This is a genomic window from Pseudoalteromonas rhizosphaerae, from assembly GCF_902498845.1.
GTDB lineage: Bacteria > Pseudomonadota > Gammaproteobacteria > Enterobacterales > Alteromonadaceae > Pseudoalteromonas > Pseudoalteromonas rhizosphaerae.
The window spans coordinates 327,343-341,290 of the sequence record NZ_CABVLM010000005.1; the positions used below are offsets into that span (position 1 = coordinate 327,343).

Consider the following 13,948-nt stretch of genomic DNA (forward strand, 5'->3'; position numbering starts at 1 on the left):
AAAAACGCCTTAGCTCATTGAGTTAAGGCGTTTTTATTGATCTTTTATAAACCTAGCGTTACATCATCAAAAAGACCATTAAACCCACACCCAATAATAATCGATAGATAACAAATGGCATCATCCCCATACGTTCGATTATTTTTAAGAACAGGAAAATACACGCATACGCAGAGAGAAACGATAAACCAGCGCCTAAAATTAATGTTGTCCAATCAACTATATGATCCCCTAATGCCAGCTCAATGGTGTAATACAAGCCCATCATTGAGATCACTGGAATTGCGAGTAAAAATGAAAAACGCGCAGCGCTTTGTTTATTCATCCCCAGCATTAAACCGGCGGTCATCGTAATACCCGAGCGTGATGTACCTGGGATCATCGCCATCGCTTGCGCCATACCGATCATCAGTGCTGATTTCCAAGTTAATTGATAAATTGTTTTAGTTTGCTTACCTTTTACGTCGGCATACCAAAGTAATAAACCAAACAAAATAGTGGTGATTGCAATTACCCACGCACTGCGTAAATAGAGCTCGATTAAGTCTTTAAAAATTAAACCCAGTACAGCGGCTGGTATAGTGCCTAAAATAATCCACCAGCCAAGTTTACTATCATCTGTTGTACCTTGTGCACCAAATGATTTAAACCATGCAGCAAGTATTTCGACAACTTCTTTTCTGAAGTAAATTATTACGGCAATCAGCGTGCCTACATGCACAGCAACATCAAAGGCAAGGCCTTGATCTTGCCAGCCAAGAATTTGTGAAGGGAGAATGAGGTGAGCTGAGCTTGAAATAGGTAAAAACTCAGTTAATCCCTGGATCAGGGCTAAAACAATAATTTCGATAATACTCATGGGTTAGTAAACTCCACCTTCCATAGTTTTTGCTTGGGGTTGTTGTAAGTATCCCACAACTGAGCGATTGTTTGCTTTGCTGTAGGATGATAAAAATCGGGAGCTATTTCTGCCAAAGGCTGAAGAACAAAGGCATTCTTGGTGATTTCATCACGGGGTAACTGTGCAGGAGAATCACACACTACATCATCGTAAAACAGTAAATCTAGATCGAGTGTACGCGGGCTAAATTTTTTATCATTATTTGTACGACCATTCTCTCGTTCAATCTGTTTGAGTAACTGACATAACTGGGGAAGCGGTATCTGTGTTTGTGCACCAATGACTGAGTTGTAAAAGTTATTACCTGCAAAGCCAACGGCTTCGCTTTCAAAGACACTGGAATGCTCGAATTCTATAAGGTGTGCTTTTAGGGCGATTAACGCTTGGCGGATATAATGTTCTTTATCAACATTAGAGCCAAGGCTAATATAAATTTGCGCCATCTTAACGTGCCTTGAGTCGGGTAATTTCAACACCTACAGTGCGTGCTTGCGCTACGGCTGCGGGTTTACTAACTCGAATGGTAACTTGTGTTGTAGCAAACTCGGTTAAAATGATAGCCGCTAGTTGCTCTACTAAGGTCTCCAATAATTCAACAGGCTTTGCTGTCGTGTGTGCGATTACTCTCTCACTCACCTTTGCGTAATCAAGTGCTAAGGCAATGTCATCGGTTTTTGCTGCGGGTTTAATATCACACAGCATCTCGATATCAAAATACAAACTCTGTTTAGTTTCTTTTTCAAAATCATACACGCCTATGATAGTGTCAACATGTAGTTGCGATATAAAAACCTTATCCATAACTGCTCCAACTGGCAAAAACTTAAAACTCATTGACTTGAGTCTACATCGGCTATAATTTGCATTTATAGCCTTTATACACTTTAACTGTGTTTTATTATGTAAAAATTACCCATACAATAGCCTATAGGTACATCATGTAAAAATTACCCATATGATATATGCGTATAGATACACTATGTATCTGCTATTTGAACCACGAAAAGTATGAATGCAATTTTTGCGGCCAATGATAGCCGAAAAACTGTGATTAAAAAATAAGGAAGCGCGTGATAGCCGTTTTAATGTTAGTTTTAGCCTATTTACTCGGGTCGATTTCATCGGCCATTCTAGTGTCTCGGCTGTTTAAACTACCCGATCCTCGCAGCAATGGCTCAAACAACCCAGGCGCAACTAATGTTTATCGTCTTGGTGGGGCTGTTCCAGCCTGCTTAGTCTTAGTGTTTGATATTCTCAAAGGGACTATTCCTGTCTGGGGCGCTTATTTTTTACAACTTGAACCACTAATGTTGGGATTGATAGGGGTTGCTGCGTGTTTAGGACATATGTTTCCGGTATTCTTTCACTTTAAAGGCGGTAAAGCAGTTGCAACTGCATTTGGAACATTGCTACCCATTGGCTTGTTGTTAGGCGGGTTATTAATTTCAACCTGGGTGGCTGTTGTTGCTATTACACGCTATTCGTCACTTGGGGCATTAGTCGCCGTTTCTTTAGCGCCATTATACACTTGGTGGATCAAACCGCTTTATACCTTACCAGTAACATTTTTAACTATTTTGATTATCTTTCGCCACCACGCCAATATTAAACGTTTATTTAGTGGCAAAGAACCTAAAATTGGTGACAAAAAAACGCCACCAACTAAAGATGATAACAATACTTAAATTTAAATAGCCTCTAAACTATCTATCGGCCAACGTGGTCTCGTTTTCATATCAAGGCTGGCAAACTGCCCAGCCTTTAAGCGCTGCATACCCGCATAGGCGATCATGGCACCATTATCAGTACAAAACTCTGTGCGCGGATAATAAACCTGTCCTTTCATGCCTTGCATTACCCGCTCTAGTTGCGCACGTAGCTTTATATTGGCGCTTACACCACCGGCAATTACTAAGCGATTTATACCCGTTTGCTTTAAAGCACGCTTACATTTAATAACTAATGTATCAATAACTGCGGTTTGAAACGCATGAGCGATATCTGCTTTGGTTTGCTGATCATCGTCATTATTACGAATAGTAATTGCAGCCGCCGTTTTCAAGCCGCTAAAACTAAAGTCAAGGCCCGGTTTATCTGTCATTGGTCGTGGGAAAATAAAGCGCTTAGAAACACCTTGCTCAGCAAGTTTAGCTAACCGTGGCCCACCTGGGTAATCTAAACCAAGTAACTTAGCTGTTTTATCAAATGCTTCACCTGCGGCATCATCTACCGATTCACCCAATACTTCATATTGACCAATCCCAGCGACTTTAACCATCATGGTGTGTCCACCTGATACGAGTAAAGCAATAAACGGAAATTCAGGCACGTTTTCTTCAAGCATGGGCGCCAGTAGATGGCCCTCCATATGATGCACCGCCACTGCTGGAATATTCCAACCATAGGCAAGTGAGCGTCCAATTGAAGTACCCACTAATAATGCTCCCACCAGTCCTGGGCCTGCAGTGTAAGCAATACCATCGATATCTTCAGGTCCGCAACCGGCCTGTGCAAAAGCAGCATCGATTAATGGCAAGGTTTTACGAACATGATCTCGAGATGCAAGTTCAGGCACTACACCGCCATAATCTGCATGCACTTTTACTTGGCTATAGAGTTGATGAGCAAGTAAACCTTGTTCATCATCATAGATTGCAATTCCCGTTTCATCACACGACGATTCAATGCCTAAAATTCGCACTGCAGTTTTCTCCCATGCCCTTTGGCACTTTTAAATTCTTAAAATAAATCTATTAACCAGAGTTTCTGGTTACTTAAAGTGTAATACCAATGTTTGTTTGTCCATCAGCGATAGCGTGTTGCTTTAACGCTTTCACATTTTCAGCTGTTACTCTGCCCATCTGCTCAACAAAATCAATTAACTCGCCTAACACTTCAATTTCGTATTGCATTAACGGATGTTCACGTACTGCTGTATTATCAGCCAGTTCACCTTCAACCGTTAATTGATATTCAATAAAACGCGCAACAGTCGCCTGAGAGATTTTACTAATGCTGATAAATTCTTGCTCATCTTTGGCAATTAAACCATGCATTAAACCTAATAAGGCAGTGGCGGCATCTATCGCTGGATAAGTACCGAACATATCAAAATCAGTGAGTTCTGGAACATTAGGCTCTATTTTCTCAATTTGCTTTTCAAGGCTTATTTTACTTTTCGGCAGTAAGATTTTTTCCCAACACAAATTAAGTGCACTACGCAAAATAGCTTCGTCACCAAATCCTGTTGCTTCACTAAATAAACCATAATTAGGTAGCATACGTTCAATTAATGCTGCTGCCAGTACCGCTTGTTGCAAATAGTTAAGCTCTCTTATACGCTGAAAATTATTCGCTTTAGTCATTATTTGGTGTCCTGCAAGACCAACAAATTTCAAATGTTGGCCCATTATGCTCGTTACAGTTGGGGCATACCCAATCAGGAGCGGATTGTTTTACTTGAGTGTAGTTTACCAATATTTGCCGCGCCTGGCGCTCTTTAATCACAAAAACCTGCACTCTCACTTGGGTTTGATCTAAAGGTATTTCGCCAACGGCTCCTTGTAAGGACTCACCGAGTAACTGACACTCAATATTGCTGTTAAGTAATAACCCTTTGACAATGTTTGCCTCTACCGCATTTGCAGCGCAATAGATTGTTAACCATTGAAATGGGGGTTGCTCTGTATTGTTGTTATTTATTTTATTTTGCAATGACAACCTCTTTTACTTTGCGATTAAATTACCCTAAGCTACTCTAAGCGAAGTAATTGTTATATAGGAAATAATCATGACCCTCACGACACCAGGACTGCTGTTCCCTGCAATTTCTTTATTGTTATTAGCATATACCAATCGTTTTTTAGTGCTAGCACAATTAATTCGTGAACTTAATGCCCGTGAAGGTGACACTATTCGACCATTAGTCGTTGCACAAATTACTAACCTAAGGAAACGTATTAGACTCATTCGAACTATGCAAGTCTATGGCGTTGCTTCTTTTTTAATGTGTACATTCTCAATGTTTGCATTATTTATTGAGTTTAAAACCACTGGCGTAATTTTATTTGGTATTAGCTTAGCCAGCCTTGCGCTATCGTTGCTAACCTCTTTATATGAAATACATATTTCATGTGATGCGATTGAAATTGAGCTTAAAAACATTGAAAAAAAACCACTGAGCAACAAGGCAGACTAAAAAACAAGCACTATACTCTTTAGCTGGATGATTAAACTAAAGGTGTAAACGTGAACGACTTTTTATTTTCAGAAAATGTCATTGAAGAGTCAGAAGCTCAGTCACCACAAGCGTTCTGGAATATCCTTGTGGTCGATGATGAGGATGATATTCACCAAGTCACTAAACTTGTACTATCTGGCTTTACCTTTGAAGATAAAGCTTTGTGTTTACATCATGCCTATTCAGCGAAAGCCGCAAAAGAATTATTGCAACAAAATCTCGATTTTTCGGTTGGTTTAATCGACGTGGTAATGGAAACTAGCCATGCAGGTTTAGACTTAATAAAATTTATCCGTGATGATATCAATAACCACGACATCCGCCTTATTCTTCGAACGGGTCAACCTGGCGAAGCCCCTGAAGAAGCGGTGATCCGTGAATACGATATTAACGATTACAAAAATAAAACCGAGCTGACGGCAATAAAAATGAAAACATTATTGTATTCAGCTCTGCGTTCACATCGTGATATTCAAATTATTGAGCGTCATAGAAAAGGCCTTGAAAAAATAATCAACGCTTCTAGCTCATTTTTAAAATGTGATAGTGTCCATGAATTTGCATCAACAATTTTATCCCATGTAACCAATGTTATGGGCTTAGATGACACTGAAATTTATTGTGCCGCAGCTGTTAACCAACAAACATCCCCAGCCACTGATTTTAAGCTACTGGCAGCTTCAGGTGTTGAGCCTGAACCTAATGCCGATATGATCCCCGAAGATGTAAAGCAATTATTTGTTGAAGCACACAATCGCAAATCATCTCAAAAAACCATGCATGACTACATTGGCTACTTTCCAACTCAAGCGGGTCTCGAAACGATGTTGTATGTGCGCAAAGGCTCGTTATTAGGAACCACCGATTATCAGCTTTTGGAGTTTTTTGCCAACAATATTGCTCTGGCTTACGATAACTTGAAATTACGCGAAATGATGAAAGATTCGCAAAAAGAGCTATCGTATATTCTCGGTGAAGCCGTTGAAAAACGCTCAAAAGAAACCGGTTCACATGTCAAAAGAGTTGCACACTATAGTGAACTGTTAGGTAAGTTATATGGCTTAAATAACTTTGAGTGTGAAGTAATAAAACTCGCCTCCCCCTTGCACGATATTGGAAAAATAAGTATTCCAGATCATATTCTCAATAAACCCGGTAAGCTTGATGATCAAGAGTGGGCGATTATGCAAACTCACGCCGAAGTTGGTTATGATATTCTAAAGAATTCGAATAACGAAATATTAAAATGTGGTTCAATCATTGCTCATACACATCATGAGAAATGGGACGGCTCAGGCTATCCTAATCAACTTGCAGGTAAAGATATTCACATTGTTGGTCGTATTACAGCTCTAGCGGATGTTTTTGATGCCCTTGGCAGTGATCGTTGCTATAAAAAAGCTTGGCCGCTTGAAGAAGTACTCGATTTGCTCAAGAAACAGAGTGGCAAACAGTTTGAGCCAAAACTTGTGGACATATTTATTAACAATTTAACACTTTTTTTGGAGATAAAAGAGCGTTACCCTAACTGATACTTGTAACAATTGTGTGAAATGCGCTTTTCAAATTGGGTACAATGGATTACTATCTATTAAAATAATATCAATTATGTTCGCCAGTAGTGCGGCTTACTTATACAAAGGACTATAAAAGTGAGATTTGAACAATTAGAGCAATTTGTAGCTTTAGGCCAGCTACGACATTTTCGCCAAGCGGCCGAAACAACAAAAATTAGTACCTCAGCATTGACGCGCAGTATTCAGACTTTAGAAGATGAAGTTGGCTATGAATTAGTCAAACGCTCGACTCGCTCCGTGAAGCTAACAACTGAAGGTGAGCTTTTTTTAGAGTACGCACAAGACACTCTAAGCAAGCTCGAAGAAACTAAAAAGCGTTTATTTAAATCCGTTAATGGCTGTGCAAGTGAAAAGCTGGTGATTGGCTATACCAATAATGCTAGTGCCATAGTGCCTATTTCATGTGGCCAATTTTTAGCACAATACCCTCATGTAAAAATCGAAATGCAACTACAAGAACAAAGTGAGTTGGTTCGTAAACTGCAATTAGGTGAAATTGATATTAGCGTTTGTTCGCAAGCAGTTAATAGTATTGGCAATGACATACACTTACCTGATCAACTTATTTTATTCGTTGCAAAAAGCCATCCTCTCGCGAATAAGAACAATCTTTGCAAACAAGATTTAAATGATTACCCTATGTATAGTTGTTTTTCACAATCAAAACAAATTCAAACTATGTTGAATGAGGCTGTCGATAGCTTAAACAAGACCAGCAGTATAAAAGTTGGCAGTATTGAGCAAGTAATGGACGGGTTGTGTAAATCAAACCATGTTGCAATTAGCAGTATTGAACATGCAAGTTCGGTCGCAGAGAATAATAATCTGCTCCAGTTAAAAACCAATAAGAACTTAGCTCATGAGCAATTGATTGTACAAACCAGCCAGCAAGTTACTGCTGACGACCCAATAAACCAGCTCCTGTCATTAATAGAAAAGACAGCGTTATCAATTAATTCTTAAGTAACAGCATGAAAACCAAGCCTAAAGCAGAACTCAGGCTTGGTTTCTAAATCTTCAGTAGTACCTTTGCATCATTTTAAGCTAAACTACGCGCCTTCCCTGCTATATAGTACAATTAATGAGCCTTAACCTGATCCCTGGACGTTATTTAACTGACATAGAAACTCATGGCTACGCCGTGATCGAAAATATGTTTGCTGAAACACTGACTAACGCGTTGATAGAAGATTGTTATCGTATCAACCCCAATTTCAAATCAGCAGGTATTGGCCGTCAGCAGGATTTACAAATAGACAAGAGCATACGCACCGACAAGACCTTTTGGTTTGATGGTAGTAGCCAAGCTCAAATTGATTATCAAAATGCGCTTGAAGATATCAGAGTAAACTTGAATCGTTATTTCTTTTTGGGTTTATTTGATTATGAGTGTCACTATGCGAAATACCAGCATGGCGACTTTTATAAAAAGCATTACGACGCATTTAAAGGGCGTTCGAACCGTGTATTTACTACTGTATTTTACTTAAATACAGTGCAATCTGGTGGTGAGTTAGTGATTTACAAACCTAAAAGTAAAGACGTTGAAATCACTATTCAGCCCAAAGCTGGCACGTTCGTGATGTTTGAAAGCGAACGCTTTATGCATGAAGTACTGCCGACAATTGATAATCGCTATTCAGTTGCGGGTTGGTTTAGGAAAAACACTTCAATCAGTGGCGTCATTGATCCACCTCGCTAACACTATAGATTAAATGGCAAGGACGCCACTAAGCCAATAAAAACGACCATACCGACATAATGGTTATTTAAAAAAGCTTTAAAACAACGCTCTCTATTACGACTATGAATTAGAAATTGTTGGTAAACCAAAAAGCCGCATGCCACACATAGACCAAGCCAATACGGCATTGCTAATTGACTCGTATAACCAATTAAAGCCAACAAACCTATAAATACACCATTTAGCGCAAAAATAATGATTCGATCGGCACTACCAAATAATATCGCTGTAGACTTTACGCCAATTTTCAAATCATCATCTCTGTCTACCATGGCATACATGGTATCGTAGGACGTAGTCCACGCAATATTAGCGATAAATAACAACCAGCCAAGCAGTGAGATAGTACCTGTTGCAGCCATAAAAGCCATCGGAATAGCCCAACCAAAAGCTGCACCTAGCACTATTTGCGGTAAATTAGTGTAACGTTTCATAAATGGGTAGCTAAATGCCAATAGCAATGCCCCGACTGACAATAATATGGTTTGCCAACTGAGTAACAACACCAGTATAAAAGCAATTATGATAAGCAATAAAAATAAGCTTAGTGCTTCGCCACTACTCACCAAGCCAGAAGCTAAGGGTCTTTGTGCTGTGCGTTTTACCGCGCCATCAATTTTACGATCTGCGTAATCATTAATAACACAACCTGCGCTGCGCATAACAAATACACCAAAGCTAAATACCACAAAATTAAGTAGGCTTGGCATACCATCACTTGCAAGCCACAATGCCCAATATGTAGGCCACAATAGCAATAAAGTACCGATAGGCTTATCGGTGCGCATTAACTGCTTATAATACGGTATATGAGCAATGTGTAAGGCGGCAAATTTCATAAATATAGATAAGCCTCTGGTAAAAATATTTCAGCTACTAAAAAACGGCTTTGCGCCAACGAAAAAATACTGCGTCGCCCCCACAAGGGTTTTGTAGCTGCAGAGTATTGGCTAACAAGCTGCTGTACTGGGTGCTGACAATCAAAACGTGCTATTTCAATTTCGGTACGTTTTAAGTCCGGATGTTGAAAAATAACATCACCTAAAGGCCGATTACCCAGTGCCAATAATTGCTGTTGTTGCATATCATCGGTGGCAGGTAGCCAGCTTTGTGCGTATACCATAGGGATGCCATCACAAAGCAGCAAAACTTCACGATTAATACCAATACGCTGTGAACAATCTAATAATTGTTGTTGTGAAATACTCAGTTCAAACTCTTTCTCACTAAGCACTTTTACAGAGAATTCACCACACTGTGTTTTTAATTTCGCCGTCAGTGAGTTGGGCTCAAGTAGCCAGTCTTGCTCGTTACAAGACAAATAATTGATTGATGTACCTAACTGCCAATCCGCAGTTACAGAAACAGGAAATGTGATCACGATAACTCTATTTAATAATAACCCTTTAAATGATACCACTGCCCGCGTCGGGGAAAAAGTGATGATTAATGAATATAATAGCTGCATCAGCCTGTATCTTAGCCATTATTACGTATAGACTAATAACAATTAATTACAGGGCTCTCTACTGAATATGAAAAAAACGCTTTACGCTGGCATATTAATTAGCACTTTCTTTATTAGCTTGTTTAGCAGCTTTGCAAGCAAAGCTGAATCAACTGTGGGCTACTTTGGTTTCGAACCCGATATCATTACCAACTATATTGGTCAGAGTAATAAAAAGTTAGGTTATGTGCGTATTACTGTAGATTTAATGCTCAGTGATATGTCAAATATTGCTATTGTTGAGCATCACACCCCGTTACTTAGAGATGCATTGGTAGAAATTTTATCAAAAGAGCCTGAAGAAAAAATTAAATCACTCACCGGCCGTGAAGAGATCAGAAAGCGTTGTGCCGAAAAACTCAAAACCCTGTTAAAACAAGAAACAGGGCAAGAGATCATTCGCGAAGTATTATTTACTAAATATTTATATCACTAAGTACTTATATAACAGAGTATCTTAGGCTGTTTTTTTAGTAAACAATTGAGCGGTAAAGGCGTAAGCCATACCGCTTAATAGCCCACCTAAGTGCGCCCAGTTAGCCATACTTACAAACAACATGTCAGCAAAGCCTAATACCAGCCAAATCAGCATAAAACCAATAATACCATTAGTTACTAAAGCCGGCTGTTGCGGGTTCAATGCCCGATGGATCCAACAAAACCCAAGTAAACCATAAACAACGCCACTTAAGCCGCCAAAGTTAGGGCCAACCATAATAAACTCAGCCCAATTACTAAATAGCGCAGTCACTAAAAAAAGACCTACTAAAGTACTTTTACCACTGAGCTTTTCAATACCATCGCCTAGCATGATCCACCACATAATATTAAACACTAAGTGCACAGCAGTAAAATGCACAATTGCAGGTGTAAGCCAAGTTAATGGTTGATCGGGTTTAAACTGTAATACGCTATAAATTGACTCAAAGCCACCGAGTAAGAAGGCAATGTAAATACCTACACATAATAAAGTGACCGTTTGGTTTAACCAGCTCAATGCTTTAAAACGTGCTTTTAAATTTAATTCTTGGCCTTGATAGCTCAACGGTGACTGCGTACTTCCTACTTGCCAAGATGCCTCTTGATAACGGGCATGATTGGGGTTTTCTACAAACGCTTGCCATAATGGCTGAGCTTGATGGAAATGCTCTGGGGCAACACAAATAATTACCGTTTTTCCATCTTGCGATCGAAGCTCGCCCTGTAAGCCTTGGCTTTTTATATAATCAATAAAGCCTTGTGCTGCACGTGGATTATTTATACTACCCAGTTCGATCATCGTTCCACTTGCTCCGGCAATTGGGTTTCCCACTGGGTAAAACCACCATCCATACTGTATACATCTTCAAAGCCTTGCTCAGCTAAGTAGCTGGCTGCGCCTTGTGAGCTCATACCATGATAACAAACAATAATAATTGGCTGATCAAACTCTTTGTTCATCATAAATTCGCCAATATTGGCATTTGATAAATGCTCTGAACCCGGAATATGCCCTGCTTGATACGAATTAGGATCGCGAATATCAGCAATCACGACATCATCTTTATTAAGTAGTGCTTGAGTTTCGGTAATTGAAATATGCTTAAATGCCATAGTACTCTCTTATAATTACAAAAAAGGCGACAAATGCCGCCTTTAATTCTCTTAACAAGTGGATAATTAATTCCAGTTAAGAATTACTTTCCCCGATTGGCCTGAAATCATCATATCAAAGCCAGTTTGGAAGTCATCTATTGAATATTGATGAGTGATGATTGGGTTTAGATCGAGCCCTGACTGAATAAGACTGGCCATTTTGTACCAGGTCTCAAACATTTCACGGCCATAAATCCCTTTGATCACTAAGCCTTTAAAAATCACTTGGTTCCAATCAACCGCCATATCAGATGGTGGAATACCTAGCATGGCAATTTTACCACCGTGATTCATGTTATTTAACATGCTATTAAATGCAACCGGTACGCCTGACATTTCTAGACCAATATCAAAGCCTTCTGTCATACCAAGCTCTTTAATAATATCTTCAAGCTTTTCATTAGCCACATTAACTGCACGCGTTGCGCCCATTTTACGCGCAAGGTCTAATCGGTATTCATTGACATCGGTGATCACTACATGACGTGCGCCAACATGTTTTGCAACTGCAGCAGCCATAATACCAATTGGGCCTGCACCTGTGATCAACACATCTTCACCCACTAAGTCGAATGACAGTGCTGTGTGTACTGCATTACCGAATGGGTCAAAAATAGAAGCTAACTCATCACTGATATTGTCTGGAATTTTAAATGCATTAAACGCTGGGATCACTAAATACTCGGCAAAAGCCCCCTCGCGGTTAACACCTACACCAGTGGTGTTACGGCATAAATGAACACGCCCAGCGCGACAGTTACGACAATGGCCACAGGTAATATGCCCTTCGCCCGATACTCGGTCACCAACACTAAAACCGCGAACTTCTTGACCCATATCAACCACTTCACCGACATATTCATGACCTACTACCATAGGCGTAGGAATGGTGTTTTGCGCCCACTCATCCCACTTATAAATATGTACGTCAGTACCACAAATAGCGGTTTTACGAATTTTGATTAATAAATCGTTATGCCCAACTTCAGGTTTTGGCGCATCCGTCATCCAAATACCTGGTTCTGCTTTTAATTTAGATAATGCTTTCATGAATCACACTCAATAAAAAAACCGCTGCGAAGGCAACGGTTTAAAATAAATTAATTAATTAGATAATGCCCATTTCTTTACCAATACGGGTAAAGGCGTCAATTGCGGTATCTAATTGCTCAATGCTGTGCGCAGCAGAAATTTGTGTACGAATACGCGCTTGGCCTTTTGGCACCACTGGAAATGAAAAACCAGTGACGTAAATGCCTTCAGCTAATAACTTATCAGCCATTGCAGACGCAACTTTAGCATCACCTAACATTACTGGAATAATCGCGTGATCTTTACCCGCACAGGTAAATCCAGCCGCTTCCATTTGCTCACGGAAGTATTTAGCGTTTGACCATAACTTAGCACGCAATTCACTGCCATTTTCGAGCATTTCTAATACTTTGATTGATGCTGTAACGATTGAAGGCGCTAATGAGTTTGAGAATAAATATGGGCGAGAGCGCTGGCGTAACCATTCAACAATTTCTTTTTTACCAGATGTATAACCACCCGATGCACCGCCAAGCGCCTTACCTAAAGTGCCGGTAATAATATCAACACGGTCTAGCACGTTGCAGTACTCAGGTGTGCCTTTACCATTTTCGCCAACAAAGCCAACGGCATGAGAGTCATCAACCATAACAAGTGCATTGTATTTATCAGCAAGGTCACAGACCGCTTCAAGATTACAAATAACCCCATCCATTGAGAACACACCATCGGTGGCGATTAATTTTGTTTTTGCACCCGCTTCATCGGCAGCAATCAATTGCTTTTCAAGATCTGCCATATCATTATTTGCATAGCGGAAGCGCTTTGCTTTACATAAACGAACTCCATCAATGATAGAAGCATGATTTAACGAATCAGAGATAATCGCATCATCAGCACCTAAAATTGTTTCAAATAAACCGGTATTGGCATCAAAACATGATGAATATAAAATCGTGTCTTCAGTTTCTAAAAATTCACTGATCTTCTTCTCTAATGTTTTATGAATGTCTTGTGTACCACAAATAAAGCGTACTGACGCAACACCAAAGCCATGGTCATTTAAGCCGTTTTGTGCAGCCTGGATCAGCTCAGGGCTATTCGCTAAACCTAAGTAATTATTTGCACAGAAGTTAATAACTTTATCACCAGAAGCAACTTGAATTTGTGCTTGCTGCTGCGAAGTAATAATACGCTCATTTTTATATAAGCCTTCGGCTTTTACATCTTCAATTTGCTGCTGAAGCTGAGTAAAAAACGCAGATGCTCTCATCTGTAATCTCCAAATTATTGAACGGGGTGAGCGTACTTA

The 13,948-nt window shown here is 39.7% G+C and carries 18 protein-coding genes; 6 read left to right on the forward strand and 12 right to left on the reverse strand.

Features of this window, described 5'->3' with window-relative positions; all coding sequences use genetic code 11:
- Window positions 1-58: 58 nt before the first annotated feature.
- From PSR9079_RS10240 to folB, 3 genes are read right to left on the reverse strand one after another with little or no spacing between them, the layout of a single operon-like run.
- Window positions 59-859, reverse strand: coding sequence for an undecaprenyl-diphosphate phosphatase (locus PSR9079_RS10240; protein ID WP_149981389.1), 801 nt, complete (start codon window positions 857-859; stop codon window positions 59-61).
- The gene (gene folK / locus PSR9079_RS10245) at window positions 856-1,344 is read right to left on the reverse strand and encodes a 2-amino-4-hydroxy-6-hydroxymethyldihydropteridine diphosphokinase (protein WP_149981390.1); all 489 of its coding nucleotides are present in this window, start codon (window positions 1,342-1,344) and stop codon (window positions 856-858) included. Before folK ends, PSR9079_RS10240 begins: the two co-directional genes overlap by 4 nt.
- 1 nt (window position 1,345) lies before the next feature.
- Window positions 1,346-1,702 carry a dihydroneopterin aldolase gene (gene folB, locus PSR9079_RS10250; RefSeq protein WP_145235093.1) on the reverse strand — a complete coding sequence of 119 codons (357 nt, stop codon included), beginning with the start codon at window positions 1,700-1,702 and terminating at the stop codon, window positions 1,346-1,348.
- A gap of 269 nt (window positions 1,703-1,971) precedes the next feature.
- Between folB and plsY the strand changes: the two genes are divergently transcribed.
- Window positions 1,972-2,586, forward strand: coding sequence for a glycerol-3-phosphate 1-O-acyltransferase PlsY (gene plsY, locus PSR9079_RS10255; RefSeq protein ID WP_145235091.1), 615 nt, complete (start codon window positions 1,972-1,974; stop codon window positions 2,584-2,586).
- Window positions 2,587-2,588: 2 nt separating this feature from the next.
- Here the strand turns inward: plsY and tsaD are convergent, their stop codons facing one another.
- From tsaD to PSR9079_RS10270, 3 genes are all read right to left on the reverse strand, one after another.
- On the reverse strand, window positions 2,589-3,602 hold the full coding sequence (tsaD, locus tag PSR9079_RS10260) for a tRNA (adenosine(37)-N6)-threonylcarbamoyltransferase complex transferase subunit TsaD (protein ID WP_149981391.1): 1,014 nt from the start codon (window positions 3,600-3,602) through the stop codon (window positions 2,589-2,591).
- 73 nt (window positions 3,603-3,675) lie between these two features.
- Complete coding sequence (locus PSR9079_RS10265; RefSeq protein ID WP_149981392.1) at window positions 3,676-4,266, reverse strand: YjaG family protein; 591 nt, start codon at window positions 4,264-4,266, stop codon at window positions 3,676-3,678.
- Entirely contained in the window at window positions 4,259-4,615 is a 357-nt protein-coding gene (locus tag PSR9079_RS10270; protein ID WP_149981393.1) for a putative signal transducing protein, read from the reverse strand. The genes PSR9079_RS10265 and PSR9079_RS10270 overlap by 8 nt, the downstream gene beginning before the upstream one ends.
- A 76-nt stretch (window positions 4,616-4,691) precedes the next feature.
- Here PSR9079_RS10270 and PSR9079_RS10275 point away from each other — a divergent pair, with 76 nt between their 5' ends.
- The 4 genes from PSR9079_RS10275 to PSR9079_RS10290 all read left to right on the forward strand — a co-directional run bounded on the left by PSR9079_RS10275 (window position 4,692) and on the right by PSR9079_RS10290 (window position 8,420).
- Window positions 4,692-5,099: a DUF2721 domain-containing protein gene (locus tag PSR9079_RS10275; protein ID WP_149981394.1), complete on the forward strand. Its 408-nt coding sequence runs from the start codon at window positions 4,692-4,694 to the stop codon at window positions 5,097-5,099.
- Window positions 5,100-5,149: 50 nt separating this feature from the next.
- On the forward strand, window positions 5,150-6,673 hold the full coding sequence (locus PSR9079_RS10280; protein ID WP_149981395.1) for a DUF3369 domain-containing protein: 1,524 nt from the start codon (window positions 5,150-5,152) through the stop codon (window positions 6,671-6,673).
- Window positions 6,674-6,793: 120 nt separating this feature from the next.
- Window positions 6,794-7,681 carry a LysR family transcriptional regulator gene (locus PSR9079_RS10285; RefSeq protein ID WP_149981396.1) on the forward strand — a complete coding sequence of 296 codons (888 nt, stop codon included), beginning with the start codon at window positions 6,794-6,796 and terminating at the stop codon, window positions 7,679-7,681.
- 118 nt (window positions 7,682-7,799) lie between these two features.
- Window positions 7,800-8,420 (forward strand): 2OG-Fe(II) oxygenase, encoded by a 621-nt coding sequence (locus PSR9079_RS10290; RefSeq protein WP_149981397.1) that lies wholly within the window; start codon window positions 7,800-7,802, stop codon window positions 8,418-8,420.
- Window positions 8,421-8,422: 2 nt separating this feature from the next.
- Here PSR9079_RS10290 and ubiA read toward each other — a convergent pair whose 3' ends face one another.
- Both ubiA and PSR9079_RS10300 read right to left on the reverse strand, forming a co-directional pair.
- Entirely contained in the window at window positions 8,423-9,301 is an 879-nt protein-coding gene (gene ubiA, locus PSR9079_RS10295) for a 4-hydroxybenzoate octaprenyltransferase (protein WP_149981398.1), read from the reverse strand.
- The gene (locus tag PSR9079_RS10300) at window positions 9,298-9,843 is read right to left on the reverse strand and encodes a chorismate--pyruvate lyase family protein (RefSeq protein ID WP_149981422.1); all 546 of its coding nucleotides are present in this window, start codon (window positions 9,841-9,843) and stop codon (window positions 9,298-9,300) included. Before PSR9079_RS10300 ends, ubiA begins: the two co-directional genes overlap by 4 nt.
- Before the next feature lie 154 nt (window positions 9,844-9,997).
- Between PSR9079_RS10300 and PSR9079_RS10305 the strand changes: the two genes are divergently transcribed.
- A complete protein-coding gene (locus PSR9079_RS10305; RefSeq protein ID WP_145235070.1) occupies window positions 9,998-10,405 on the forward strand; it encodes a flagellar basal body-associated protein FliL in 408 nt (135 codons plus the stop codon).
- Window positions 10,406-10,426: 21 nt separating this feature from the next.
- Here the strand turns inward: PSR9079_RS10305 and glpG are convergent, their stop codons facing one another.
- The 4 genes from glpG to PSR9079_RS10325 form a co-directional block, all read right to left on the reverse strand.
- Window positions 10,427-11,248 (reverse strand): rhomboid family intramembrane serine protease GlpG, encoded by an 822-nt coding sequence (glpG, locus tag PSR9079_RS10310; RefSeq protein WP_149981423.1) that lies wholly within the window; start codon window positions 11,246-11,248, stop codon window positions 10,427-10,429.
- Complete coding sequence (gene glpE / locus PSR9079_RS10315; RefSeq protein ID WP_145235068.1) at window positions 11,245-11,562, reverse strand: thiosulfate sulfurtransferase GlpE; 318 nt, start codon at window positions 11,560-11,562, stop codon at window positions 11,245-11,247. The genes glpG and glpE overlap by 4 nt, the downstream gene beginning before the upstream one ends.
- 66 nt (window positions 11,563-11,628) lie before the next feature.
- Complete coding sequence (gene tdh / locus PSR9079_RS10320; RefSeq protein ID WP_149981399.1) at window positions 11,629-12,654, reverse strand: L-threonine 3-dehydrogenase; 1,026 nt, start codon at window positions 12,652-12,654, stop codon at window positions 11,629-11,631.
- Between the two features lie 58 nt (window positions 12,655-12,712).
- Entirely contained in the window at window positions 12,713-13,909 is a 1,197-nt protein-coding gene (locus tag PSR9079_RS10325; protein WP_145235063.1) for a glycine C-acetyltransferase, read from the reverse strand.
- Between the last annotated feature and the right edge of the window lie 39 nt (window positions 13,910-13,948).

Coding starts and splice junctions, on each gene's coding strand:
- PSR9079_RS10240 (WP_149981389.1), bottom strand. CDS start 859: ATGAGTATTATCGAAATTATTGTTTTAGCCCTGATCCAGGGATTAACT.
- folK (WP_149981390.1), bottom strand. CDS start 1,344: ATGGCGCAAATTTATATTAGCCTTGGCTCTAATGTTGATAAAGAACAT.
- folB (WP_145235093.1), bottom strand. CDS start 1,702: ATGGATAAGGTTTTTATATCGCAACTACATGTTGACACTATCATAGGC.
- PSR9079_RS10265 (WP_149981392.1), bottom strand. CDS start 4,266: ATGACTAAAGCGAATAATTTTCAGCGTATAAGAGAGCTTAACTATTTG.
- PSR9079_RS10275 (WP_149981394.1), top strand. CDS start 4,692: ATGACCCTCACGACACCAGGACTGCTGTTCCCTGCAATTTCTTTATTG.
- PSR9079_RS10290 (WP_149981397.1), top strand. CDS start 7,800: ATGAGCCTTAACCTGATCCCTGGACGTTATTTAACTGACATAGAAACT.
- ubiA (WP_149981398.1), bottom strand. CDS start 9,301: ATGAAATTTGCCGCCTTACACATTGCTCATATACCGTATTATAAGCAG.
- PSR9079_RS10305 (WP_145235070.1), top strand. CDS start 9,998: ATGAAAAAAACGCTTTACGCTGGCATATTAATTAGCACTTTCTTTATT.
- glpG (WP_149981423.1), bottom strand. CDS start 11,248: ATGATCGAACTGGGTAGTATAAATAATCCACGTGCAGCACAAGGCTTT.
- glpE (WP_145235068.1), bottom strand. CDS start 11,562: ATGGCATTTAAGCATATTTCAATTACCGAAACTCAAGCACTACTTAAT.
- tdh (WP_149981399.1), bottom strand. CDS start 12,654: ATGAAAGCATTATCTAAATTAAAAGCAGAACCAGGTATTTGGATGACG.
- PSR9079_RS10325 (WP_145235063.1), bottom strand. CDS start 13,909: ATGAGAGCATCTGCGTTTTTTACTCAGCTTCAGCAGCAAATTGAAGAT.